Source organism: Bradyrhizobium sp. Kon58, assembly GCF_055807455.1.
Window position 1 is genome coordinate 21,872 of record NZ_JBVVOT010000029.1, and the last position, 24,379, is coordinate 46,250.

General features: G+C 64.6%; 26 protein-coding genes. 9 read left to right on the forward strand and 17 right to left on the reverse strand.

Annotated features, from left to right (window positions below; all coding sequences use genetic code 11):
• Positions 1-112: 112 nt before the first annotated feature.
• Complete coding sequence (locus AC0L20_RS31840) at positions 113-1,456, reverse strand: ABC transporter substrate-binding protein (protein WP_247358299.1); 1,344 nt, start codon at positions 1,454-1,456, stop codon at positions 113-115.
• Between the two features lie 87 nt (positions 1,457-1,543).
• Positions 1,544-2,587, reverse strand: coding sequence for a C-terminal binding protein (locus AC0L20_RS31845; RefSeq protein WP_473294524.1), 1,044 nt, complete (start codon positions 2,585-2,587; stop codon positions 1,544-1,546).
• 250 nt (positions 2,588-2,837) lie between these two features.
• On the opposite strand from AC0L20_RS31845, the gene AC0L20_RS31850 reads away from it, so the two are divergent.
• Positions 2,838-4,523: a methyl-accepting chemotaxis protein gene (locus tag AC0L20_RS31850; protein WP_473294525.1), complete on the forward strand. Its 1,686-nt coding sequence runs from the start codon at positions 2,838-2,840 to the stop codon at positions 4,521-4,523.
• Between the two features lie 121 nt (positions 4,524-4,644).
• On the opposite strand, the gene AC0L20_RS31855 is transcribed toward AC0L20_RS31850, so the two are convergent.
• Positions 4,645-5,622 carry a Bug family tripartite tricarboxylate transporter substrate binding protein gene (locus tag AC0L20_RS31855; RefSeq protein WP_473294526.1) on the reverse strand — a complete coding sequence of 326 codons (978 nt, stop codon included), beginning with the start codon at positions 5,620-5,622 and terminating at the stop codon, positions 4,645-4,647.
• Positions 5,623-5,718: 96 nt separating this feature from the next.
• Complete coding sequence (locus AC0L20_RS31860; RefSeq protein WP_473294527.1) at positions 5,719-6,654, reverse strand: DMT family transporter; 936 nt, start codon at positions 6,652-6,654, stop codon at positions 5,719-5,721.
• Positions 6,655-6,759: 105 nt separating this feature from the next.
• Between AC0L20_RS31860 and AC0L20_RS31865 the strand changes: the two genes are divergently transcribed.
• Entirely contained in the window at positions 6,760-7,149 is a 390-nt protein-coding gene (locus AC0L20_RS31865) for a DUF1330 domain-containing protein (protein WP_473294528.1), read from the forward strand.
• A 17-nt stretch (positions 7,150-7,166) separates the two neighbouring features.
• On the opposite strand, the gene AC0L20_RS31870 is transcribed toward AC0L20_RS31865, so the two are convergent.
• On the reverse strand, positions 7,167-7,772 hold the full coding sequence (locus tag AC0L20_RS31870; RefSeq protein WP_473294529.1) for a TetR/AcrR family transcriptional regulator: 606 nt from the start codon (positions 7,770-7,772) through the stop codon (positions 7,167-7,169).
• A 73-nt stretch (positions 7,773-7,845) separates the two neighbouring features.
• Here AC0L20_RS31870 and AC0L20_RS31875 point away from each other — a divergent pair, with 73 nt between their 5' ends.
• Both AC0L20_RS31875 and AC0L20_RS31880 read left to right on the forward strand, forming a co-directional pair.
• Positions 7,846-8,250: a hypothetical protein gene (locus AC0L20_RS31875; RefSeq protein ID WP_473294530.1), complete on the forward strand. Its 405-nt coding sequence runs from the start codon at positions 7,846-7,848 to the stop codon at positions 8,248-8,250.
• Between the two features lie 86 nt (positions 8,251-8,336).
• Positions 8,337-8,741 carry a VOC family protein gene (locus tag AC0L20_RS31880; RefSeq protein ID WP_473294531.1) on the forward strand — a complete coding sequence of 135 codons (405 nt, stop codon included), beginning with the start codon at positions 8,337-8,339 and terminating at the stop codon, positions 8,739-8,741.
• A 28-nt stretch (positions 8,742-8,769) separates the two neighbouring features.
• On the opposite strand, the gene AC0L20_RS31885 is transcribed toward AC0L20_RS31880, so the two are convergent.
• The gene (locus AC0L20_RS31885; RefSeq protein ID WP_473294532.1) at positions 8,770-9,702 is read right to left on the reverse strand and encodes a DMT family transporter; all 933 of its coding nucleotides are present in this window, start codon (positions 9,700-9,702) and stop codon (positions 8,770-8,772) included.
• A 371-nt stretch (positions 9,703-10,073) separates the two neighbouring features.
• On the opposite strand from AC0L20_RS31885, the gene AC0L20_RS31890 reads away from it, so the two are divergent.
• On the forward strand, positions 10,074-11,366 hold the full coding sequence (locus AC0L20_RS31890) for an adenylosuccinate synthase (protein WP_027519944.1): 1,293 nt from the start codon (positions 10,074-10,076) through the stop codon (positions 11,364-11,366).
• Between the two features lie 37 nt (positions 11,367-11,403).
• Positions 11,404-13,029 carry a hypothetical protein gene (locus AC0L20_RS31895; RefSeq protein ID WP_473294533.1) on the forward strand — a complete coding sequence of 542 codons (1,626 nt, stop codon included), beginning with the start codon at positions 11,404-11,406 and terminating at the stop codon, positions 13,027-13,029.
• A 159-nt stretch (positions 13,030-13,188) separates the two neighbouring features.
• Here the strand turns inward: AC0L20_RS31895 and AC0L20_RS31900 are convergent, their stop codons facing one another.
• The 3 genes from AC0L20_RS31900 to AC0L20_RS31910 all read right to left on the reverse strand — a co-directional run bounded on the left by AC0L20_RS31900 (position 13,189) and on the right by AC0L20_RS31910 (position 14,230).
• The gene (locus AC0L20_RS31900) at positions 13,189-13,359 is read right to left on the reverse strand and encodes a hypothetical protein (RefSeq protein ID WP_473294534.1); all 171 of its coding nucleotides are present in this window, start codon (positions 13,357-13,359) and stop codon (positions 13,189-13,191) included.
• Positions 13,360-13,719: 360 nt separating this feature from the next.
• Positions 13,720-13,947 carry a hypothetical protein gene (locus tag AC0L20_RS31905; protein WP_473294535.1) on the reverse strand — a complete coding sequence of 76 codons (228 nt, stop codon included), beginning with the start codon at positions 13,945-13,947 and terminating at the stop codon, positions 13,720-13,722.
• 37 nt (positions 13,948-13,984) lie between these two features.
• A complete protein-coding gene (locus tag AC0L20_RS31910) occupies positions 13,985-14,230 on the reverse strand; it encodes a hypothetical protein (protein ID WP_473294536.1) in 246 nt (81 codons plus the stop codon).
• 133 nt (positions 14,231-14,363) lie between these two features.
• Here AC0L20_RS31910 and AC0L20_RS31915 point away from each other — a divergent pair, with 133 nt between their 5' ends.
• Positions 14,364-14,789, forward strand: a complete 426-nt coding sequence (locus AC0L20_RS31915; RefSeq protein WP_063994824.1) for a DUF5413 family protein — start codon at positions 14,364-14,366, stop codon at positions 14,787-14,789.
• A 59-nt stretch (positions 14,790-14,848) separates the two neighbouring features.
• Positions 14,849-15,406 (forward strand): DUF4112 domain-containing protein, encoded by a 558-nt coding sequence (locus tag AC0L20_RS31920; RefSeq protein WP_473294537.1) that lies wholly within the window; start codon positions 14,849-14,851, stop codon positions 15,404-15,406.
• Positions 15,407-15,516: 110 nt separating this feature from the next.
• On the opposite strand, the gene AC0L20_RS31925 is transcribed toward AC0L20_RS31920, so the two are convergent.
• The 4 genes from AC0L20_RS31925 to msrA form a co-directional block, all read right to left on the reverse strand.
• Positions 15,517-15,810, reverse strand: coding sequence for a hypothetical protein (locus AC0L20_RS31925; protein ID WP_007596188.1), 294 nt, complete (start codon positions 15,808-15,810; stop codon positions 15,517-15,519).
• A gap of 211 nt (positions 15,811-16,021) precedes the next feature.
• Complete coding sequence (locus tag AC0L20_RS31930) at positions 16,022-16,186, reverse strand: DUF3309 family protein (RefSeq protein ID WP_081747975.1); 165 nt, start codon at positions 16,184-16,186, stop codon at positions 16,022-16,024.
• 108 nt (positions 16,187-16,294) lie between these two features.
• The gene (gene msrB / locus AC0L20_RS31935) at positions 16,295-16,714 is read right to left on the reverse strand and encodes a peptide-methionine (R)-S-oxide reductase MsrB (RefSeq protein ID WP_456653459.1); all 420 of its coding nucleotides are present in this window, start codon (positions 16,712-16,714) and stop codon (positions 16,295-16,297) included.
• 70 nt (positions 16,715-16,784) lie between these two features.
• Positions 16,785-17,489, reverse strand: a complete 705-nt coding sequence (gene msrA / locus AC0L20_RS31940) for a peptide-methionine (S)-S-oxide reductase MsrA (protein ID WP_473294538.1) — start codon at positions 17,487-17,489, stop codon at positions 16,785-16,787.
• Positions 17,490-17,729: 240 nt separating this feature from the next.
• On the opposite strand from msrA, the gene AC0L20_RS31945 reads away from it, so the two are divergent.
• Complete coding sequence (locus AC0L20_RS31945; RefSeq protein ID WP_473294539.1) at positions 17,730-19,427, forward strand: caspase family protein; 1,698 nt, start codon at positions 17,730-17,732, stop codon at positions 19,425-19,427.
• 102 nt (positions 19,428-19,529) lie between these two features.
• Here the strand turns inward: AC0L20_RS31945 and AC0L20_RS31950 are convergent, their stop codons facing one another.
• From AC0L20_RS31950 to napA, 4 genes are all read right to left on the reverse strand, one after another.
• Entirely contained in the window at positions 19,530-20,645 is a 1,116-nt protein-coding gene (locus AC0L20_RS31950; protein WP_007596183.1) for an ATP-dependent DNA helicase, read from the reverse strand.
• Between the two features lie 88 nt (positions 20,646-20,733).
• Entirely contained in the window at positions 20,734-21,387 is a 654-nt protein-coding gene (locus AC0L20_RS31955; protein WP_027570412.1) for a NapC/NirT family cytochrome c, read from the reverse strand.
• Positions 21,384-21,854 carry a nitrate reductase cytochrome c-type subunit gene (locus AC0L20_RS31960; RefSeq protein ID WP_473294540.1) on the reverse strand — a complete coding sequence of 157 codons (471 nt, stop codon included), beginning with the start codon at positions 21,852-21,854 and terminating at the stop codon, positions 21,384-21,386. The genes AC0L20_RS31955 and AC0L20_RS31960 overlap by 4 nt, the downstream gene beginning before the upstream one ends.
• On the reverse strand, positions 21,851-24,364 hold the full coding sequence (gene napA, locus AC0L20_RS31965) for a nitrate reductase catalytic subunit NapA (protein ID WP_473294541.1): 2,514 nt from the start codon (positions 24,362-24,364) through the stop codon (positions 21,851-21,853). Before napA ends, AC0L20_RS31960 begins: the two co-directional genes overlap by 4 nt.
• Between the last annotated feature and the right edge of the window lie 15 nt (positions 24,365-24,379).

A 24,379-nucleotide genomic window follows, 5' to 3' on the forward strand; every position in this document is an offset into this window, starting at 1 on the left:
GCCACACCGTCATTGCGAGCGAAGCGAGGCAATCCAGTCTGTTTCCGCGGTTGCAGTCTGGATTGCTTCGTCGCTACGCTCCTCGCAATGACGGCCGTCTTGTGCTCTGGCCTTACTTCTGCCGTCGGAAGTACCGCTTGCAGCGCTGCTCGGCTTCCGCGGCCGCGGCTTCCGGTGTGGCAGCGCCGGTCGCGACGGATGCGAACATCTGAATCAGCACGTAGTCGGCGCTCACGGCGCCGGTCGCGGTCGAAATCGGGCCCGCGTAGCCGTCGTAATAGGTGCTGTTCATGGTGTCCTTGAACAGCTTCACCTTGGGGTCCTGCGACCACACGGCCGCCTCGGCATAGGCGGCCAGCGGCTGGGACCAGTAGCCGGAATTGGCGTTGAGCCAAGGTTCGTACTGGTCCTTTTCCAGCATGTATTGCAGGAAGGCCTTTGCGGCGTTGGGGTACTGGCTGTGCTTGAACACCATGGCGTTCAGCGTCAGGCCCGCCATCGGCGACACCTTGGCCAAACCCTTCGGCAGCAACTGATGCTCGCTGTCGTCGGCGATCGCCTTGGTCGCCGGATCGTTCTTCAGCGAAAAATACAGCGAGACGCCGTTGGCGGTCAGCGCGATCTCCTGCGCGGCGTAGGCGCGGTTGTTGCTGACGTCATTCCAGGACGTCGTGCCGGCGATGAAGGTCGGGTAGAGCTGTTTGACCCAGTTCAGCGCGGCGATCGTCTCCTTGCTGTTGATGATGACGTTGCCCTCTTCGTCCAGCAGGGCCGCGTTGTGCGACCATAGCGCCCAGCTTGCGAACCCGTTGCCGTCTCCCTTGGCATTGCCGAGGGCGAAGCCCGCCGGCTTGCCGGCCTTCTGGAGCTTTTGGCACAGGTCTAGGATTCCGGCATGGTCTTCCGGCACCTTATCGAAGCCGACCGATTGCAGGATCGACTTGCGATAGATCACGGGACCCGCGGTGGCTCCGAACGGCAGCCCGATCCAAATGGGGCTCTTGTTCTTCTTGCCGTAGCGCTGCGCCAGCGGCAGCCAGCCGCCGTAGCGTTTGCCGAGATAATCGGCGACGTCGGTCAGCTCGACCAGCTTGTCGACATAGATGTGCGGTGCGTCGGAAAAGCCGATGATGATGTCGGGACCGGCGCCGGAATTCGAGGTCACCGCGGTCTGCTGGTTGATGTCCTCCCAGCCGACGAAATCGACCTTGACCTCGACGCCGGTCTCCTTGGTGAATTTTGCCGCATTGGCGCGGAACACGTCCTCGTCGGCCTGGACGAAACGGACCGGTCGCAGCATGCGCAGGGATGCGCCTTTCTCGATCGGCAGTTTCGGTGTGGGGACGTCCGCGGCCTTGATCGCGGATTGAGCATTTGCCGGAGCACCGGTTGCCGCGATTGCCGCAGCGGACAGGCCCAGCGCCAAGGCATCACGACGTGTGATGTCGTTCCTCATCGGTTCCTCCCTATGTGTTTCCCTTCCCGGCGTTGATCGCCGGTGAAGGGTCTTTCCGGTTGCCGGCGCGCCTCGCGGCCGTCCCGCCTAGCTGTTCGGGCCGCGGTCCATGCTGACAGGCTGCCAGCGGCGGAGCGCGGTGTCTTGCAGCACCGACGGATTGACGCAGCTTACCGGCCACATGCCCTGAAGCACCAGTGACAATTCGTAGCCCACCCGGCGCTTGCGCGCCTCGTCAAACCGTGCCGAGGCGGAGGCGACATGGGCGGTCAGGGTGACGTTTTCCATCCCGAGCAGCGGATTGTTGTGCGAGGGCGGCTCCTTCTCCAGCACGTCGAGGGCGGCATGGGCGATCCAGCCCTCCTGCAGCGCCTTGACCAGGCTTTCCTCGTCCACGGTGGCGCCGCGGCCCGTGTTGATGAAGACCGAGCCCTTCTTCATCTGCCGGAAGTGCTTCTCTGTGAGCATGTGATGCACCTCGGGCCGGGCGGGGGCGTGCATCGAGACGAAGTCGGATTGCGACAACACCTCGTTCAGCGTCGCCGGAATCACGCCGTGGTCGGACATCAGCGTTTCCTGGATGAAGGGATCGTAGGCCATCATCCGCAGGCCGAACGGAGCTGCGCGTTTCGCAACTGCACGCGCGACGCGGCCGAACGAGATGAAGCCGAGCGTCTGGCCCATCAGCCGCGGAATCTTCGACAACGCCGGCCTGCCCTCGGCCCAGCGGCCGCTGCGCACCATCCGGTCCTGCTCGACCAGCCGACGGAAGCCCGAGAGCAGCAGCATCATGGCATGGTCGGCGACCTCCTCGATGAAGGTGTCGGGGATGTTGGTGACGGGAATGCCGCGCGCGGTCGCGGCCTTGATGTCGACGCTGTCGACGCCGACGGAGCCCAGCGTAATGACCTTGCAGGTCTCCAGCGCGTCGATGATGGTCTTGGTGATCGGGATGCCCTTGGCGTAGATGGCGTCCGCAGTCTTGGCGGCGGCGATGAACCCGGCCTCGTCGGCCGGCGCCTCGACGATCTCGGCGTCAATCGGATCGAGCGCCTCACGCTCGTAGGAATAATCGCTGCTCGCGACCGTGAAGCTCGCGCCCTTCGGCGTCACCACCCTGTATTTCGGCATATCCTGCTCCCGATTTGGTTTCTTGTTGTGACCCGCCTTCGCGCGGGCCTTTGCGTCTTTTACGCGAAATCGGGCCGGTTGCGTACAATCGGCGGTTGCCGTGGCGACGATTGTGCGACGGCCCCGACATTTCCTCCGGGCTTCTACGGGGCGTCCCGTAACAGGTTGCTAAGGGGTCGCCACTAAAAGTTGATTCAATTGCGGTCGATTCCCTCGCGCGTCCTTATCCCTTTGTTGCCGGAGCCATCCCGTGAAATTGAGCAATCTGAAGATCGCCCCCAAGCTCGGCATTCTCGTCGGCGTCACCTTGTTCGGCCTGTGCATCTCCGGGGTTCTTTCCGGCTATCTGATGAAGCAGGAGATGGTGAACGCGCGCATCGAGCAGGCCAAGGCCATCGTCGACATGGGCCGCAACTATGCGGTGGCGCTGAAGAAGCGGGTGGATGCGGGCGAGATGACGAAGGATGCCGCGATGGCTGATCTTCGCCGCTACGGCAACGCGATGACCTATGACAAAGGCGCCGGTTATCTCTTCGGAACGTCCTATGACGGTATCACGCAGCTGGCGCCAGATCCGAAGCAGATCGGCAGCAACCGCATGGAAGTTCTGACCAATGGCCGCAAACTGTCTTGGGAGCTGATGAACGGTGCGAAGGCTAACGGTTCGATCCTTTTGACCTATGAATACGCGAAACCGGGCCAGGAAGGCTTGATCCGGAAGATGGGCTACGCGGTGGCCGTTCCCGAACTCGAGATGTATCTCGGCACCGGCGCCTATCTCGACGACATCGACGCAAAGATGGGCCCGGTCTACTGGCTGCTCGGTCTCGCCATGTTCGGCATCGTGATCGTCGCCGGAAGCGTCGCCTGGCTGCTCGGCCGCAGCATCAGCGGTCCGCTGGTTCTGCTCGGCGCCCGCATGAAGGATCTCGCCGAGGGCAAGCTCGACGGCGACATTCCCGGCGTCGGCCGTGGCGACGAGGTCGGCGCAATGGCGTCGACCGTCCAGATCTTCAAGGACAACGCACTGCGCATTCGCGACCTCGAGAAGACCGAAGCCGATGCCAAGGATCGTGTCGCGGCGGAACGTCGCAGCGCGATGGAGGGCATCGCCAGCGACTTCGAGCGCAGCGTCAACGGCATCGTCCGCTCGGTCTCCTCGGCCGCGACGGGCATGCAAGCCACGGCTCAATCGATGACCGCGACCGCCAGCGACGCCTCTTCGCGTGCGGCGACCGTCGGCGCGGCCTCGCAGAGAGCGTCGGGCAATGTCGGCACGGTTGCCGCGGCGGCCGAAGAGCTGTCGAGCTCGGTTGCGGAGATCTCCCGCCAGGTCACCCGCTCGACCGAAGTGGCGAGCCGCGCCGTCAACGACGCCGAGCGAACCAATGCCACGGTGCAGGAACTCTCCACCGGCGCCGAGAAGATCGGCGAGGTGGTCAAGCTGATCCACTCGATCGCGGCGCAGACCAATCTGCTCGCCCTCAACGCCACCATCGAGGCGGCGCGTGCCGGTGAGTCCGGCCGCGGCTTCGCCGTCGTCGCTTCCGAGGTCAAGGCGCTCGCCAACCAGACCGCCAAGGCGACCGAGGAAATCTCCGCCCAGGTCGCGGCGATGCAGACCTCGACCAGCGATGCGGTCGCTGCCATCGGCGGCATCACCCAGACCATCGCCGAGATGAGCGAGATCACCGCGGGCATTTCCGCGTCGATCGAGCAGCAGGGCGAGGCGACCCGCGAGATCGCGCGCAACATCCAGTCGGTCGCGGCCGGCTCGAGCGAGATCAACGCCAATATCGGCAGCGTCACCTCGGCCGCGGAAGCGACCGGCACGGCGGCAAGCGACGTGCTCACCAACGCCCGCGAGCTCGACAGCCAATCCGGCGCGCTGCGCAGTGCAGTCGACGGCTTCCTCGCCAAGATGCGCGCGGCGTAAGGCTTGCACTGAATTCGTAGGGTGGGCAAAGACGCGAAGCGTCGTGCCCACCTTTTTCTTTTTGAGTTCGCGGTAATTTCTCGGTGGGCACGCTTCGCTTTGCCCACCCTACGAGACCGCCCTACTGCTTCTCGATCCCCGCCTCGCGGATCAGCTTCTCCCACAACACCAGCTGTTCGTTCACGAACGTGCCGAGCTGCTCCGGCGTGCCCGAAAACGCGTCCATGCCGAGGGTGGCGAGCTGGGCCTTGATCTCCGGCTTCTCGACGATCTTCCGGATCTCGGCATTGAGCCTTGTCACGATCTCCTTGGGCATGCCGGCGGGGCCGAAATAGCCCTGCCACGACGAGATGTCGAAGTCCGGCACGCCGGCCTCCTGCATCGAGGGCAGGTTCGGCACCAGCGAGGAGCGGTTCTTCGTCGTGACGGCGAGCGCGCGTAGCGCGTTGCCCTGGACATGCGGCAGGCCGGTCAGGATGTCCACGAACATCATCGAGACGCGGCCGCCCATGACGTCGTTGAGCGCCGGCGGCGAGCTCTTGTAGGGCACGTGCAGGAGGTCGAGCCCGGTATTGTGCGCGAAGGTCGCACCCGACACGATCGCCGAGGACGAGCCCGAGGCGTAGCTCAGCTTGCCCGGATTGGCCTTGCCGTAGGCGATGAGTTCGCCGACGGTCTTGGCCGGCACCTCCGGGTGGATCACCAGCATGAAGGGCAGGTCGCCGGTGCGCGCGATCGGGGTGAAGTCCTTGACCGGATCGTAGGTCAGGCTTTTGAGCAGATAGGGATTGGCCGAATGCGTGGTGTTGGTGGTCACTAGCAGCGTGTAGCCATCGGGCGCGGCGCGCGCGACATAGGTGGCGGCGATCATGCCGTTGGCGCCCGCCTTGTTCTCGATGACGATGCCGACGCCGAGTGCCTGCGACAAATGCTGCGAGATCAGCCGCGTCGTGGTGTCGGTGCCGCTGCCGGCCGCGAACGGCAGCACCAGCGTGATGTTGCGGCTCGGATAGTTGTCGGCCTGCGCAGCGGACGCGGCGGCGAGACAAAGGGCGGCCGTGCCGATGGCACGCAGGTTTCGGATCAACGCTGAAAGCATGTCGGTTCGTTCCCTCTTTTTTCGTTGGCGGGAACCTAGCGTCTCCTCGTCGAAATCGGAAGACGCGAGTTTGTCGCCTCGTCTCGCGGTGCGGAATTACTTCACCGCAGAGCCCTGGCGCGAGGCGATCACGACGCCGGCGAGCACCAGCAAGTAGCCGATCAGGTGGAACGGCTGGATCTTTTCGCCGAGCAGCAGGATCGCCATCGCCGAGCCGAACACCGGCACCAGATGGAAGAACGGCGCGGCGCGGTTCGGGCCGATCAGCGCCACGCCCCGGTTGAAGAACAGATAGGCCAGCGTCGAGGGAAAGATCAGGATGTAACCCAGCGTCGCCAGCGTCACCCCGTCGAGTTGCAGGACGCGACCGCTCCAGGCCTCCCAGATCGCGGTCGGCAGCAGCATCGTCGCGCCGCAGCAGGTGGTGAAGGAGAGAAAGGAGAGTTGGTGGATCTTCGGTCGCCGCGGGATGAAGGCGGAGTAGATCCCGAACGCCACCAGCGAGGAGGCGAACATGATGTCGCCCCTGTTGAAGCTGATGCTCGCGAGCGCGGCGAGATCGCCGCGCAGGATGATGATCAGCACGCCGAGAAGCGAGATCGCGATGCCGGCGAGCTGCGCACCGGTCAGTCGCACCCCGAACAGCACCAGCGACCACAGCGCCACGAACAGCGGCCCGGCCGACTGGATCAGCAGCGCGTTCAGCGCTTCCGTGTACTGCATCGCCCAATACGAGATCGCGTTGTTGAAGGCAAAGCCCACCAGCGACAGGAACAGCATCAGCGGCAGGCTCTTGCGCAGATTCGGCCAGTCGCGCTTCAGGTGCGGCCAGGCGAAGGGCAGGAGGATCAGGAACACGCCGAACCAGCGGATCGTGGTCACCGTCAGCGGCGGCACATGCGCGCCGACGTGGCGCGCGAGCACGATGTTGCCGGCCCAGAACAGCGAGCTCAGGCTGAGCAGCAGATAAGGCTGGTTGTTGAGCCAACTGGCTGGATTGGAGGCCGGTGGCGCGGGCGGAGCGATCGTCATTGGCGTTGGTTAGAAGCTTGCGCCGGATTTATGTCGTGACACAAGACACGCGGCCGCAATGCTACAATGCAGGCATGACCAGAGGAGGCGGCATTGGCGGTTAATATGTTGAACATCGATGGCCTCGAGCGGCTCGATCGGCATGCACCGGTGGTGATGTTGAATCTGATGCGCTTCCACGCGCGCTCCGGCGACGGCGACGGTTCCGGCTGGGACGCCTATTTGCGCTACAGTACGGTCACGGTGCCGATGATCAAGGCGCGCGGCGGCACGTTGCTCTGGACCGGCGACGCCAAGGCGGTCGCGCTCGGCCCGCAGCAGGGCAACAACTGGGATTTCGCGGCGCTGGTCCATTATCCCACAGTTGCGGCTTTCGTCGACATGATGACGTCGGAGGCCTACGAGAGCGAGGCCGATCCGCACCGCGTCAACGCCTGCGCCGAGCACGTCATCATTGCGATGAACGAAGCGTACAGCAAGTTCAAGACGAAATAGCGCCGCCTGCCGCCGGCTTACTTCAGGCCGTCCACAATCGCGTGACACGCCGTCTGCAGCAGGCGGCAGACCTCCTCCGTCGACCGCTGTCGGCTCAACACCGCAAACGTCGGATAGCTCGTCAGCACGAAGATCAAATCGACCGCGTCCCGCATGGCGCGCTTTGCCGCGTGCTTGCCGACGATCCGCGACAGCAGCGTGGTCAGCAATTCGCGCCGTCGCTCGTTACGCTCGATCAGCGCCTCGCCGAATTCCGGATCGGTCGCGATGGCCTGGTTGAGCCCGCTGATGGCGGGATCGCGCCCCCAGAACGTACAGAAGATTTCGATGACCCGGTCGAGCGCGGCGCGCGGATCCGCCATCGTCATCACCCCGGCCAGTTCGAACAGTCCGCCCTGGTGCGCGATGTCGTCGAACACGGCCTCCAGCAATCCCCGCCGCGATCCGAACTGGTTGTAGACGGTCAACCGCGTGACGCCGGCCGCCTTCGCAACGACGTCGAGGGAGAAGTTCGCAATGCTCGCGTCCTCGCGCAGGAGGCGCGCGCCGGCCGCGATGATGCGCTCGCGCGTCGCCGCCGCCGCGGAAGCCCGTGCGGAGCTCACATAACTGCGCTTAGGCATCGCCTCGCCATTCTGTTGACGTATTGACTATACATGTAGTATATCTAATTTAGAAGCCGGTTCGGAGCTTGCCATGCAGACTGCCCTCGTGATCGCCTTGTCACTTCATGTGTTGTCGTCCGTGTTCTGGGCGGGATCAAGCTTTGCGCTGGCCCGCATCGGCGGAGTTGGCGGTGAGCAACTGGTCTTTCCACAACTCGGCGCGGCGACGATTGCCATCCTGACCGGCGGCTATCTCGGGCATCTCGTTCATTCCCACAGCTTCGGCACGACCGAACAGGTGCTCGCGGTTGGTGCTGTCTGCGCACTGATCGCGGCCGGTGTTCAGGCTGTCATCGGCCCCCGTGCGCTCGTGGCCTTGCGTCGCGGCGCCGGCAAGCCGGAGGACCTCCGTGCAGGTATCGCCGCCGCCCAACGTGCGGCGGCGGGCCTGCTGGGCATCGCCGCGCTCTGCATGGGCGCCGCGCGCTACATTTGAATGCAGTTTCGGGAGGAGTGTTGAGAGCTCTCTGTTCCCAATGAAAGACCCTGGCGCGGCTTGCAGTCGCTTTCGAAGGAAAAGCAATGTCCAAGATGATTCTGGTCAACCTGCCTGTACGCGACCTCGCCGCATCGACGGCGTTCTACGTAGCGCTGGGTGGCGCGGTGAACCCTCAATTCTCCGGAGCAAATTCGACCTCGCTCATGTTCACGGATGCGATCGGCGTGATGCTGCTGACCCACGACCAGTATCGTGAATTCACCCAACGCGAGATCGGCGACGCGCGGCGCCACAGCCAGGCTATGTTCGCCCTGACGGTCGACGACCGCGATGCCGTCGATGCAACGCTGGCCCGCGCGGTGGCTGCGGGCGGTCGCGCCGATCCCAATCCGGCGCAGGATCTCGGCTTCATGTATAACCGACACATTGAAGACCCGGATGGCTATGTTTGGGAGATGGTATGGATGAACCCGTCGGCAAACGCTTGATCGCAGGCGATCGAACCGGGCCCCAAGCCTAGCTCGCCTGCTTCCGCGACGCCACGAACACGCCGGCCAGCACCAGCGCGAAACCGATGAAGTGGAACGCCTGGGGGTTCTCGCCCAGAAATGCCATTGCCATGATCGAGCCGAACACCGGCACGACATGGAAGAACGGCGCGGCGCGGTTGGCGCCGATCAGCCGGACACCGCGATTGAAGCAGAGATAGGCGAGCGTCGAGGGGAACACCGCGACATAGAACAGGGTCAGGAGGTTCGGCCCGTCGAGCTTCATCACGGGACGCGCGGACAACTCCCAGATCTCCAGCGGAATGAGACAGGCAGCGCCGCAGCCGAAGGTGAAGGCGAGGAACGACAGGCCGTGCATCGGCGGTCGCTTCAAGGTCAGCACCGAATAGAGCGCGAAGATGATCAGCGCGACGACGAAGATGAGGTCGCCCTTGTTGAAATCGATGTTCGACAGCGTGGTGAGATCGCCATGCAGCAGAATGATTAGCACGCCGCACATCGACAGCAGCACGCCGAAGGCCTGCGCCGCGGTGAGCCGGATGCCGAGGATGGCGAGCGACCACAGCGCCACGACGAGCGGCGCGGCTGACTGAAGTAGCAACGTGTTGAGCGCCTGCGTATGCTCCAGCGCCCAATATTGCAGCGTGTTGAAGGCGCCGATGCCAGTGATCGAGAGCGTGACCATCAGGCCGAGCTTGCCGCGAATCGCGGGCCAGTCCTGCGCAAGGTGTTTCCAGGCGAACGGCAGCACCAGCAGGAAGGCGAAGAACCAGCGGAGGAACGACAGCGTCACCGGCGGGATGTGGCCGGCCGCGAGCCGCCCGACGATGGCATTGCCCGCCCAGCACAGCGCCGTGATGCTGAGCAGCAGATAAGGCTGGTTGGCGATCCAGTTTTGACCGGATGTTTCCGCGCTCGTGGGCTGGCCGGTGGCGGACATTGTGATTGTTGTGGCCCCGCGTCATGCGCCGAGACCTCCGGGCCCGGGGGTGTCCGGGCCAGATCATAACCCGGCTTCCCTCAAAGACACGGAAATCGAGGTTGCATCAACGGGGGCCGGATGCATCGCGACCATGCAGCGGTGGAAGCAGCCTCTCACGCTTTGGTCGAAGCCATTGCGATTGTCGCGAAGGGTTCTGAATTTTCGGGGGATATCAAAGGCTTGGAGTGCGCTCGCGGCCCCGAAAAAGCCCCGTTCTTGCTTGCTTACAGAGGCTGCATCCTTTATCCGGTTGGCTGCCTCGCGTTCGAGCGGCCCCGGCCGTGATTGGGCTGGGCGCATCTAACAGATTGCATAGGGATTACCCGCGAATGGCCAATGTTGTCGTCGTCGGCGCCCAGTGGGGCGACGAAGGAAAGGGCAAGATCGTCGACTGGTTGTCGGAGCAGGCGGACATCGTCGTCCGTTTCCAGGGCGGCCATAACGCCGGCCACACGCTGGTGATCAACGGCAAGACCTACAAGCTGGCGCTGCTGCCCTCGGGCGTGCTGCGCGAGCAGAAGCTGTCGGTGATCGGCAACGGCGTGGTGTTCGATCCCGCCGCCTTCCTCGACGAGGTCACCAAGCTGCGGTCGCAGGGCGTCGCGGTCAGCCCGGACAATCTGCGGGTTGCCGAGAACGTCACGCTGATCCTGCCGCTGCACCGCGAACTCGACGCGCATCGCGAATCCGCCAATGCGGCGACCGCGATCGGCACCACGCGCCGCGGCATCGGCCCGGCCTACGAGGACAAGGTCGGCCGCCGCGCCATCCGCCTGATGGACCTCGCCGATCTCGACACGCTGCCGCACAAGATCGACCGGCTGCTGGCGCATCACAATGCATTGCGCCGCGGCCTCGGCCTGCCGGAGTTCGACGGCAAGGAGATCCTGAAGGAATTGACCGCGCTGGCGCCGCAGCTCCTGCCCTATGCCGAGACGGTGTGGCGGCTGCTCGACATCAAGCGGCGCGAGGGCAAGCGCATGCTGTTCGAGGGCGCGCAAGGCGCGCTGCTCGACGTCGATCACGGCACGTATCCTTACGTCACCTCGTCGAACACGGTGGCGGCGCAGGCGGCGACCGGGTCGGGCCTCGGCCCCGCCGCGGTCGGCTATGTGCTCGGCCTCTGCAAGGCCTATACGACCCGCGTCGGCCAGGGCCCGTTCCCGACCGAGCAGGACAACCCGACCGGCCGCAAGATCGGCGAGCGCGGCCGCGAGTTCGGCACCAATACCGGACGGCCCCGGCGCTGCGGCTGGTTCGATGCGGTTCTGGTTCGCCAGGCGGTCCGGACCTGCGGCATCAACGGTCTGGCGCTGACCAAGCTCGACATTCTCGACGGCTTCGACACGATCGAGGTCTGCACCGGCTACAAGCTGGACGGCAAGGAGATCGATCATTTCCCGGCGGGCGAGGGCGCCCAGGCCCGGGTCGAGCCGATCTACGAGACCATCGAAGGCTGGAAGGAGCCGACCGCCAATGCGCGGTCCTGGGCCCAGCTGCCGGCCCAGGCGATCAAATATGTCCGCCGGATCGAGGAATTGGTGGGGTGCCCGGTCGCACTGCTTTCCACCAGCCCCGAACGCGAGGATACTATCCTGGTACAAAATCCGTTTGAGGCTTAACGATCTCTTACCGGGACGCGCGTATAATTGAGTAGAAATGGCTGATTACTATCCGCTGATCGCCCGCGCTATTGCCGCCCTGGACCCCAACGCTCCCGGCGAGAGCCGTCGCGCGCTCTACGAGCGGGCGCGCACGGCGCTGATCGCGCAACTGCGCAGCGTGCAGCCGCCGCTCTCCGAATCCGAGATCACGCGCGAGCGGCTCTCGCTGGAAGAGGCCGTCCGCAAGGTCGAATCAGAGGCCGCCCAGCGTGCCCGCGAGGCCTCGCGCCCCGGTGGCGGCGCGCGCAGCAGCGGCAGCGGCGATGCCTTCCGCCGCGCCAGCACCCGCGCCACCGAGGGCAATGCGCCCGCGCCCCAAGCCGCTGCCCCGCCGCGCACCCGTCCGGCTCCGCCGCCGCCGCGCGCCGACCGGCCCTCCTTCAACGTTGATGACCAGGGCGACGCCCCCCGTGCGCCGCGGGCTCCGCGTTTCGACGCGCCGCGACAGCCGGGTCCGCCGGCACCGCCGTCGATGCCGGAGCCTCCGCCGGCCGGACGTGATCGTGCCGGTGGGCGCCGTCCGCCGGACATGGGACCCCCGCCGCCGCTGCCGCCGGCACCGGGCGTGCGCGGCTTCCGCGACATCACGGCCGACGCCAACGATCTCGGCGGCGCCGCCGCGCAGGCCAACCGCGCGGCGCGCCGCACCTACGCCAACGTGCCTTCGCCCTCGCCGGAATTCGACCGGCTCGAGCCGAGCCTGGAAAATCGCGCCGCCGGGACGGACGCGCCCTACTCCTACGACGAATCGATCGAGGAGGCCGAGCGCTACGCGCCGCAGTCGCAGCCGCCGTCGCAACGTCCGCACATCCCCGTTCTCGACCGCGAACCCAAGAAGAAGCGCGCCCGCACCGGCTCCGTGTTTCCGTTCAAGAGCGCGATCGCCGTCGGCATCGTGCTGATCCTGGTCGGCGCCGGCATCCTCTGGGGCAAGCAGCTGGTCCAGACCGCGACCAACCTGTTGAAGTCTTCGCCGACGCAGGTGGTGGAGGCGCCCAGGGATTCGTCGCAGCCGCAGAGCAGGCCCAAGATTCCGGATCGCGTCGGCCAGCCCTCGGCCAGCGACCAGCCGGTCGCGCCGGTGGCGCAGAAGGTCGTGCTCTATGACGAGGATCCATCCGATCCGAAGGGCAAGCAATATGTCGGCTCGGTGGTGTGGCGGCTCGAGCCGATCAAGGCGTCGGGCAACCAGAAGGCCGACGTCGCCGTGCGCGCCGACATCGAGATCCCCGACCGCAAATTCAAGATGACGATGTCGTTCCGCCGCAACACCGACTCCTCCCTGCCGGCGAGCCACACCGCGGAGCTGACCTTCGTCCTGCCGGCGGACTTTTCGGGCGGCGGCGTCGCCAACGTGCCGGGCATCCTGATGAAGTCGAACGAGCAGGCACGCGGCACGCCGCTCGCAGGCCTCGCGGTCAAGGTCACCGACGGCTTCTTCCTGGTCGGCCTCTCCAACGTCGACGCCGACCGCAGCCGCAACGTCCAGCTCCTGAAGGAGCGCTCCTGGTTCGACGTGCCCCTGGTCTACGCCAACCAGCGCCGCGCCATCATCGCCATCGAGAAGGGCGCTCCCGGCGAGCGCGCCTTTAACGACGCCTTCGCGCAGTGGGGCGACTAGATCTCTACTCCGTGAGACCTCGGCCCGCATGGTTCGAGACGCCCGCCTTGGCGGGCTCCTCACCATGAGGGTTTGATATCTCGCCGCGAAACGAGACCTCATCCTGAGGGCGCGCCCCTTGGGCGGGCGTCTCGAAGGATGGCCGCAGGTACGCTCTCTCTACTGCGCCGTCGCTTCCCGCTTGCGCGATGTCGCGGCGGCGTGCTCGCGGTCCATTACGGCGCGGCAGCCGGGGCTGACCTGAGCTTTCTTCTGCACCATGCAGGCCCTGATCCTGGGGATGTCGGGGATCTCACTGGAGCACAGCCGCATGGCATCGCCGGAGCACATCTGCTGCGCTTCGGACGAGAAGGAAAGGCCGGGCGATGTCTGGAAAGCGATGGCTGCGGTTGTGACGGCGAAGAGAGTTGCGATGTCTGGTAGCGTGTCATGCGGAATGCGTCCCCGAGTTCCGTGGGTTGAGCCACTTGGTTTTGGGGCGCCGCACGCGGCTTGATCTGCCGCATGTCACAGCCTTCACGCCGGGACCTCAATCCCGGATGTGGTCGCTCGATCTCTCGTGATGTTCGAATCGAAAAGTGCTGCGCCGCCCGAATCAAGTATGCGCCATTGTCACGCGGCTGCAATGGCAGGCGAAAAGGAATTCGCAATTGTTGCGCGCACGTCACGCACAATGCGACTCGCGTGCGATCAGATCAATCGATCGGAGGATACGCTCGCTTGTTCCGTATCGCTTGCGCCAAGCGCTGCGTGCTCTTCGACCGCCGTAACGCCCTTTGCCGTGAGCTCGAACAGATCGCCGTCCTTCATCACGTAACCGTCGGCGATCAGCTCGCCTATCTTGCCGTGCCGGTCGTCGGCAAACGCGATGGACTGGCTGATGTCCCTGAGAATCGAGAGCTGTTCGTCGCGCAACATGGCTTCACTCTCCATTATCCGGGGATGGTTCCGGTCCTCACATGCCGTGGCTCTGAAACACCTTGCTGCAAGACCGCGACAGCTTGGCCCGGTTGGCTTGCAAGCAGCCTTGCACCGCCATGTCGTTGCCGAGGTCCTTGCGGCAGAAGCGCGAGGCGTCCCGCGAACAGGCCTTCTGCTCCTGCGGCGTACCCATATGGCCTTGCGCGAAAGCGGGCGCGTTCGACAAGCCGCTGACGGCCGTCAGCGCGATCGTCGCCAGGAAGAACAGTTTGTGGGACATCGGCGGCTCCAAATCTGACAGGTGAGTTTCAAGTCCGTCGCTATGCCGCTTGTTCCCAGCGCGGAGCCCGCACCTCCCGCTATTCAAGGTTCCCGCGGCGCTGCTATAACGGGGCGAAGGATGAGGGTGCCTGATGAAACGCTATCTCGTGTTTGCGCTGGTTGGCCCGTTCGTGGGCGGGTTCCTGCTGCTGCTGACGACGACCTATCAGTCCGGCTATTGGACCCAGACCAATCTCGCTGAGGTCGGCAAGCTGTTCGCGGTGTTCTTCAAGTCCCTGCAATACAGCTATCTGTTCGGCTTCCTGCCCTCGCTGATGATCGGTGCGGTCGACGACATCCTGGTCCACATCCGCCGGATCGGCCCGGTGCTGCGGATGCTGCTGGTTGGCGTGTTCGCCTTCATCCTGGCCTCGCTGACCTACAGCTCGCGCGGGCCGGACTCGGGCGCGGTGCAATTCATCCTGTACGGCCTCGTCGGGTTTGTGCCGGCGGTGCTTTCATCCTGGCTCGTGCATAAATATGTCCCGGAGCCGCAGCCGGCGGCAGCACAGACTTGAGGGCGACCTTCGATCACGCCGCAGCAACCTCCGCCGCGCTGGCGCGTTCCCTACAGGCCATGACCATGTCCGATGACGATATCCTTGCTCCACGTCGCTCCCGTTCGGGAAGCCGCCCGGGTGCGGCCTCTTCCGGCACCGAGGGGCGTGGACCGATCATCGATCAGGACGGTCGCGAGATCCGGCCCGAAACGCTGGAGCAGGGCTTTCGCGAGTTTCGCTTCGAGTTCGGGAAGGACAGTCCCTTCGCCGGCAACCCGTTTGGCAATCTGACGCGCGAGCAGCGGATCGCGCGGATCGAGGCAATCGCAAAGCTGCTCGACGTCGCCTTCGTGCTGCCCGGAACCAATATCCGCTATGGCATCGACGGCTTGATCGGACTGATCCCCGTCGTCGGCGACATCATCACCACCGCGATCTCGCTCTGGCTGGTGCGAGAGGCGAGGGCGCTCGGGGCGCCCTGGTACATCACCGCGCGCATGCTCGGCAATGTCGCCCTCGACGGCGTTGTGGGAATTGTGCCGTTCGCGGGCGACGCCTTCGACGTCATGTTCCGTGCCAACATGCGCAACGTGCGCCTGCTTCGCCGCTGGCTCGACAAGCAGCCTCGCATCTGACACTCCCCAAGTCTGACACTCCCCAAGACTGACACTGCCCAAAACGCAAAAAGCGCGACGGCCTTTCGGCCATCGCGCTTTCAGCGCACATCGGAGCGCGTTACGAAAATTTATGCCGCGTCGGCGGCGTCGGTGCTAGCTTCCACCGGCTTGCGGTGGCGGGGCAGCGGGAAGGCTTCGCTCTCATACAGCGAGCGGATGCCGTTCTGGTCGAAGCGCGCTTCCTCGACCTGGAGATAGGCGCCGTTCAGCGAGTCCGTCGGCAACTGCTCCATCGCGAACTGGACGGCTTCGGCCGCGGTGCCGAACCGGCGATAGGTGAAGCCTGCACGCTTCTTCTTGCGGATCGCAGCGGGGAAGAGTTCGGCGGAAGTGTTGAAGTTGAACGGACGCAGTGGACGCATGGTCAAAGACCTCGTGATCTCTCTGGGGCTTTAAGCGCGTGGGGTTGGGACGGGCAGAGGCCACCATTGAGTGGGCGCCGCACATGTCATTTTCGTCCTCTAATATAGCCCGTTTTGACAAAATTGCGACCCCCGCGATGCGAGATGATGAATCCGCGCATGGCAGCTCCGCAACTGGGAAAGTTACAATAATATCAGAGGTTTGAATGGTTTATAGCTTGCCAAGGAGCAGCAGCACGAGCAGCACCACCAGGACAAGGCCGCCGATCCCCATGCCGGAATGACCCATTCCGTAGCCGTAGCCACCGACGCGGCCCGACAGGCCGCCGACGAGATAAATGATCACCAGGATGATCAGGATGGTCCCAAGCGTCATGGCATCCTCCCTGGCGGCCGCCGCAACGCCATGGCCGGCCGCACCACCAGGGAAGAAAAGCACATCGCGCCGCCGGGTTCCATGACGGAACCCGGCGGCGCGCAAGGTTTATTTGGGCTCGAGCTTCAGCGCCGCGGAATTGATGCAGTAACGCAAGCCCGTGGGCCCAGGGCCGTCGGGGAAGACATGGCCGAGATGGCCGCTGCACTTGGCGCACAGCACCTCGGTGCGGATCATGCCGTGGGTGACGTCCCGCTCCTCGTCGATATGGCCCTCGACGGCGGGCTGGGTGAAGCTCGGCCAGCCGCAGCCGGAATCGAACTTCGCGTCGGACTCGAACAGCACATTGCCGCAGCCGGCGCAGGTATAGGTGCCGGCGCGGTGGTCGTGCTCATATTCGCCGGAGAAGGGACGCTCGGTCGCCTTCTCGCGCAGCACTGCGTATTGCATCGGCGACAACTCGCTGCGCCATTGCTGTTCGCTCTTGATGACCTTGTCGTCCGTGGTTTTCGTCTTGGTGTCGGGCATGGGTCTCCCGTTTTTCGATGATCTTGTTTTCGGTGATCTTGTTCAGTGATCTTGTTCAGTGATCTTGCGATCAGTTGGTGGCCTTGCTGGCGCTCACCAGCGTCGGCTTCTCGATATAGTTATCCGCGAACAGCTTTTTCAGGTTCTCGACCTTCGGGAGGTCGTTGTAGGCGATGTAGGGCTGGTTCGGGTGCAGCGTCAGATAATCCTGGTGATAGGCCTCCGCCGGATAGAACGCCTCCAGCGCGCCGACCTTGGTCGCGATCGGCTTGCTGAAGACCTTGGCGCCGTTGAGCTGGGCGATATAGGCCTCGGCCACCTTCTTCTGCTCGTCGGAGGTGGTGAAGATCGCCGAGCGATATTGCGTGCCGCTGTCGGGGCCCTGCCGGTTGAGCTGGGTCGGGTCGTGCGCCACCGAGAAGTAGATCTGCAGGATCTTGCCGTAGGAGATCTTCTTCGGGTCGTATTTGATCTCGACGGATTCCGCATGGCCGGTCCGGCCGCTCGAGACGGTCTGGTAGTCGGCCGTCGCCTTGGTGCCGCCGGCGTAGCCGGAGACCGCGTTGACGACGCCCGCGGTGTGCTGGAACACGCCCTGCACGCCCCAGAAGCAGCCGCCGGCGATCACGGCGGTCTGGATCCCGCTAGCGGGCGCCGCGTCAACCGCGGGGGCGGGGATCACGACCGCATCCTCTGCGGCCCGGGTCGGCGCGGCAAAGGCCAGCGTCAGGGCGGTGGTTGCGGCGAGCAGGGACAGGATGGCAGGTCGGCGCATGGCGATCCTCTTTCCGAAGGTCTGACAGTCTAGGGCGGTTGGGGCCGGGCGAACAGCCCGGCATTTTCGGATAGTCGAGATACGGGCGGACCGGGCGATTGTTACGGCCGGACGGACACGAGTCTGTGAAACGCGCCGCCTGGAGCGGCCCGGCTTGGCGAGGACAGGAACTCCGGGCTAGATGAACCGGCGCGATCGGTGATCGACCTAAAGAATGATGGCTGGAGCTGACCTGACAACATGCTGCGCGTCGCATCCCTGACCCTCGTCGCCGTGCTCGCCATCCTGGCCGGCTGGAGCTCGATCGCTGCGGCCGATCCAAAACCCGGCGACGACCTCGCCATTTGCCGCGACCGCCAGGCGGATGCGCAGGCGAGGGCGCAGGCCTGCGACAATTTGCTCAACGCCGACCGGCTCACCGGCAAGGACAAGGCCATCGCGCTCTCCGTGCGCGGCAACACGCTGATCAACAAGCGCGACTACGTCCACGCCATCGAGACCTTGTCCATCGCCGTCGATCTCGATCCCGACAACGTCGTCACGCTCAATTTGCGCGGCCTCGCCTATGAGCGGACGGGCCAGGACGACCATGCGATGACGGACTACAACCTCGCGCTCCAGAAGCGCCCGACCTACGGTGTCCCCTACAACAACCGCGGCATCATCCAGTTGCGCCGGGGGGCGCTGCAAAGCGCGCTCGACGATTTCAACCTGTCGATCAAATACGCGCCAAAATTCCTGCTCGGCTACACCAATCGCGCCCGCGTGCGCACGCTGATGCAGGATTTTGACGGCGCGATCGCCGATTTCGCGGAGGCCGAGAAGATCGAACCGGGCGCGCAGCAGATCACCGCCAACCGCTGCATCACCTACGGCATGATGGGCAAGTACGACCAGGCCTTCGCCGACTGCAACGGCCTAATCGAGAAGCAGCCGAAAAACACGTACGCGATCAACAATCGCGCCGACGTCAACATGTTGAAGGGCGATTTCGACGCCGCTTTGAAGGACTACAACATTGCGATCCAGATCAACCCGAACAATGTCCGGGCACATTCGGGTCGCGGCCAGATCTACGAGCGCAAGAAGGACCTCGCCCAGGCCCGTGCCGACTATCGTGCGGCGGCCTATTCGCTGACGAAGTTCGACGAGCTCGACGTCGCGCGCGCCCGCGCGATCGCGCAGGAGCGATTGGCCGCGCTGACCCCGCAGGCGCCGGCCGGATCCACCGGGCGCCGCGTGGCGCTGGTGATCGGGAACGGCGCCTACAAGAACGTCCACGCCTTGCCCAATCCGCCACGCGACTCGAAAATGATCGCAGCCGCGCTGCGCGATGTCGGCTTCCAGACCGTGATATCCGTCAGCGATCTCACCCGCGACAAGTTCTTCGAAGCGTTGCAGACGTTTGCGGCCGAGGCGGAGAAGGCGGATTGGGCGGTGGTCTATTACGCCGGCCATGGTTTCGAGATCGGCGGCGTGAATTACCTCGTTCCCGTCGATGCCAAGCTTGCCGCCGACAGGGACGCCGAGACCCAGGCGGTCGCGCTGGAGCAGGTGATCGCGGCGGTGGGCGCTGCGCGAAAAGTGCGTCTGGTGATGCTGGATGCCTGCCGCGACAATCCGTTCGCGCCGACCATGCAGCGCACGCTGTCGCTCAAGCTGGTGGACAAGGGCTTTTCAAACATCGAGCCCGGCGCCGGCTTCATGGTGGTCTACGCCGCCAAGCACGGCGAGACCGCGATGGACGGCGACGGCGGCGCCGACAGCCCGTTCGCCACCGCGCTCGCCCGCGAAATCAAGATGCCGCGCGTCGAGATCCGAAAGCTGTTCGACATCGTCCGCGACGACGTCTGGCTTGTGACCAAGCACGTGCAGCAGCCGTTTTCCTACGGCTCGCCGCCGGGAAGAGAGGATTTTTGTTTTGTTGTGGGGAAGTGAGGGCCGGGCTCGAATTCGTAGCCCGCATGAGCGTAGCGACATGCGGGTCCTTCTGTCCCGGATATCGCTTCGCTCATCCGGGCTACGGCAGCTACGGCAGCCTCACACCACAATGCTCAACCGCTTTGCCGCCCGCGTAATTCCCGTGTACAGCCACCGCGCGCGGCTCTCCTGAAACGCAAAGCTCTCGTCGAACAGCACGACGTCGTCCCATTGCGAGCCCTGCGATTTGTGCACGGTCAGCACGTAGCCGTAGTCGAACTCGTCATAGGGCTTGCGCTGCTCCCAGGCGATCGCCTCGACGCCGCCCTCGAAGCAATCGGCACGCACCGAGACCTTGGTCACCTTGTGGCCGAGATCCTCGTCCGGCGACAGTCTCATGCTGAGAATGCGGGATTTCGAGCGCGAGGTGTTGCGCGACTTCACGCGCCACAGCCCGCCGTTGAACAGGCCCTTCTTGCGATTGTTGCGCAGGCAGACCAGCTTGTCGCCGGCGACGGGGAAGACGTCTTCGATGTTCTGGCGCTGGCGCACCCGCATATTGTACGCGCGCCGCGTGTTGTTGCGGCCGACCAGGACCTGGTCGGCGGCCATGACGCGATCAGGATCGAGCTCCTTGCGCGACACCACCTCGCTTTCGCCGTAGCGGCCAATGTCGAGCTCGCGGCCCTCGCGGACGTCCATCGACATCCGCACGATCGGATCGTCCTGGGCCTGGCGGTGCACCTCGGTCAGCATCGCATCCGGCTCGGTATTGGTGAAGAAGCCGCCGCCCTGGATCGGCGGCAGCTGCGCGGGATCGCCCAGCACCAGCAGCGGGCAGTCGAACGACATCAGGTCGCGGCCCAATTCGGCATCGACCATCGAGCATTCGTCGATCACGATCAGCTTGGCTTTGGACGCCGGGGCGTCGTCCCACAGCTCGAAGCTGGGTTGTTCCTCGCCGGATTCGCGGGTGCGGTAGATCAGCGAATGGATGGTGGAGGCTTCGTCGCAGCCCTTGTTGCGCATGACCAGCGCCGCCTTGCCGGTGAAGGCGGCGAACTTCACCTCGCCGTCGACGCCGTCGGCGATGTGCCGCGCCAGCGTGGTCTTGCCGGTGCCAGCATAGCCGAACAGGCGGAACACCGGCGGCGTGCCGTTGCGGCCGGGTTTGGCTTTGAGCCAGTCGCCAACGGCTTTGAGCGCGGCATCCTGATGCGGGGTGAATGTGGCCATGTCTGTCTTGAGGAGGGGGCGAAACGGAGCGATTCGCCAGCCCCAAAACTAACCATTCGCACCGCCGGTTCAAGCCGGGCGGGGCGCCCTATTGCCAGCCGGGTACACCGCGCATGTCGGGCAGATGGTGGGCGATGCCCTTGTGGCAGTCGATGCAGGTCTTTTCCTTGGTGAACAGGAAGCGCTGATGCGCGACCGAGGCCCGCGGCGACTGCTTGGTGATGTCCATGGAATCGGCGCTGTGACAGTTGCGGCATTCCAGCGAATCGTTGGACTTGAAGCGCGCCCATTCATGCGCCGCCAGCTCGAGCCGGTGATCCTGAAATTTCTCGCGGGTGTCGATGGTGCCGAAGATCTTGCCCCAGACCTCCTTGGAGGCCTGCATCTTGCGGGCGATCTTGTCGGTCCAGTTGTGCGGCACGTGGCAATCCGGACAGGTCGCGCGCACGCCGGAGCGGTTGGCGAAGTGGATGGTCGATTTCAGCTCGGCATAGACGTTGTCCTTCATCTCGTGGCAGCCGGTGCAGAATTTTTCGGTGTTGGTCAATTCCAGCGCGGTATTGAAGCCGCCCCAGAAGATCACGCCGGCCATGAAGCCCGCCAGCACCAGCACGCCGAGCCCGAACACCGAGCTCGGACGGATCAGCACCTGCCAGAGCTCGCGCGCAAAGTCCAAGCTTCGCGCGACGAAGCCGCGTTTGGCCTTCATTCCCTCGTCGGGCTCATCAGCGGTCGTCGTCATCGGCGGCCACCCGGGCTTGCGCGCGACAGCAGCGTGTCGATGTCGGTGAAGTCGTTGCTGACGGGCGGTGTCGCGGTGTTCTGCGGCACGTGACATTCCGTGCAGAAGAAGCGGCGCGGCGAGATCGACGCCAGAAATTGGCCGTCGCGATCCATGAAGTGGGTGATCGAGACCATCGGCGCCTGCGATTCCGCGATGCGCGCCCGTGCATGGCAGGACAGGCACTTGTTGCCGTTGAGGTCGATCTGGTAGCCGTCGATCGTATGCGGAATGACAGGCGGCTGTTCCGGATAGTTGCGCACTTCCCTTTCGGAGGTGTTGCGGTTCGGCAGCATCGGCGGCGCCGGACCTTCGTCGTTGAGCGGCGTCGGCCCGCGCAGGCCTGACGTCACCGTCTGCGCGGTCAGCGAGCTCGCGCCGGCCGCGATCGCGACTGCGAGCAGCGCTATTCCAAATCGTTTCATCATGACACGTTCACCCGCTCGATGCGCACGGCGCACTTCTTGTAATCGGTCTGCAGCGAGATCGGATCGGTGGCATCCAGCGTCACCTTGTTGATCAGCTTGGATTCGTCGAACCACGGCACGAATACGAGGCCACGCGGCGGCCGGTCGCGGCCGCGGGTCTCGACGCGGACACGGATGAAGCCGCGACGGGAGACCACCTTTACCTCGTCGCCGCGGCGGATCTTCGCCTCCTGCGCGTCGTCAGGATGCATGAAGCACACGGCCTCGGGGAAGGCCTTGTAGAGCTCGGGCACCCGGCGGGTCATGGTGCCGGAATGCCAGTGCTCCAGCACGCGGCCGGTGGAGAGCCAGTAGGGATATTCGTTGTCGGGCGATTCCGCCGGCGGCTCGTAAGGCAGGGCGAAGATGCGCGCCTTGCCGTCGGGATAGCCGTAGAACTGCACCTCGGTGCCCTGCTTGACGTAGGGGTCGCTGCCTTCGCGGAAACGCCATTTGGTTTCCTGGCCGTTGACGACGGGCCAGCGCAGGCCGCGCTCGCGGTGATAGGCGTCGAACGGCGCGAGGTCGTGGCCGTGGCCGCGGCCGAACGCGGCGTATTCCTCGAACAGGCCCTTCTGCACGTAGAAGCCGAACGCCTTGGACTCCTCGTTGGCGTAGCCTTCCTCGATCTCCGACGTCGGAAATTTATCGACCTGGCCGTTCTTGTAGAGCACGTCGAACAGCGTCTTGCCGCGTACGTCCGGCTTCTTGGCGATCAGCTCCTCCGGCCAGACCTCCTCGATCTTGAAGCGCTTGGAGAACTCCATGAGCTGCCAGAGGTCGGACTTGGACTCGCCGGGTGCAGGGACGAGCTGATGCCAGAATTGCGTGCGCCGCTCGGCGTTGCCGTAAGCGCCTTCCTTCTCCACCCACATCGCGGTCGGCAGGATGAGGTCGGCGGCGAGCGCCGTCACCGACGGATAGGCGTCCGAGACTACGATGAAATTGTCGGGATTGCGGAAGCCCGGATAGGTCTCCTCGTTGGCGTTCGGACCGGCCTGGAGGTTGTTGTTGACCTGCACCCAATAGGCGTTGATCAGGCCGTCCTTCAGCATCCGGCTCTGCAGCACGGCGTGGGCGCCGGGCTTGTCGGGAATGGTGCCCTCCGGCAGCTGCCAGATGTGCTCGGCCTTGGTGCGGTGCTCCTTGTTGGTGACGACCATGTCGGCCGGCAGGCGGTGCGAGAAGGTGCCGACCTCGCGCGCGGTGCCGCAGGCCGAGGGCTGGCCGGTCAGCGAGAACGGGCTGTTGCCGGGCGAGGAGATCTTTCCGGTCAGAAGGTGAATGTTGTAGACGAGGTTGTTGCACCAGACGCCGCGGGTGTGCTGGTTGAAGCCCATGGTCCAGAACGAGACCACCTTGGTCTTGGGGTCGGCATAGAGTTCGGCGAGCGCCTCCAGCCGGTTGAGCGGCACGCCCGACATCTCCGCCGCCTTCTCCAGCGTGTACTCGGAGACGAACTTGACGTACTCGTCGTAGCTCATCTCGGTGGAATCATTGGCCTTCGCCGCGCCCGTCGCCTTCTTCTGCAGCGGATGCTCCGGCCTCAAACCATAACCAATGTCGGTCTGGCCGCGCCTGAAGATGGTATGCGCGGCAACGAAGTCCTTGTTGACCCGGCCCGTCTTGATGATGTGGTTGGCGATGGCGTTGAGAATGTAGAGATCGGTCTGCGGTTTGAACACCATGCCGATGTCGGCGAGGTCGAACGAGCGGTGCTCGAAGGTCGAGAGCACGGCGACGCGGACATGCGGTGCGGAGAGCCGCCGGTCGGCGAGGCGCGTCCACAGGATCGGATGCATCTCCGCCATGTTGGAGCCCCACAGCACGAAGGCGTCGGTGGCCTCGATGTCGTCATAGCAGCCGGCCGGCTCGTCGATGCCGAAGGTGCGCATCATGCCGGCGACGGCCGAGGCCATGCAGTGGCGCGCATTGGGATCGATATTGTTGGTGCGGAAGCCGGCCTTGAACAGCTTCACGGCCGCATAGCCTTCCCAGACCGTCCACTGGCCGGAGCCGAACATGGCGACGCCGTTGGGCCCGCGCTTTTTGATCGCCTCCTTCCACTTCACCTCCATGATGTCGAAGGCTTCGGTCCAGGTAACAGGCGTGAACTCGCCGTTCTTGTCGTATTTGCCGGCCGTCTTGCGCAGCATCGGCTGCGTCAGGCGGTCGTGGCCGTACATGATCTTGGAGAGGAAGTAGCCCTTGACGCAGTTGAGGCCGCGATTGACCTCGGCCTTGATGTCGCCGTGGGTGGCGACGACGCGATTGTTCTTGGTTGCGACCATCACGGAGCAGCCGGTACCGCAGAAGCGGCAGGCGGCCTTGTCCCATTTCAGTTCGGCGACGTCGCGCTCGGCGACGAGGTTCGCGGCGAGCGCCGGTGCCGGCATGCCCGCAGCGGCGGCCGCGATGGCGGCGGCCTCGAGCTTCAGCATCTGGCGGCGGTCGAGATTTGGCGATGTCATGACGACTCTCCCGGC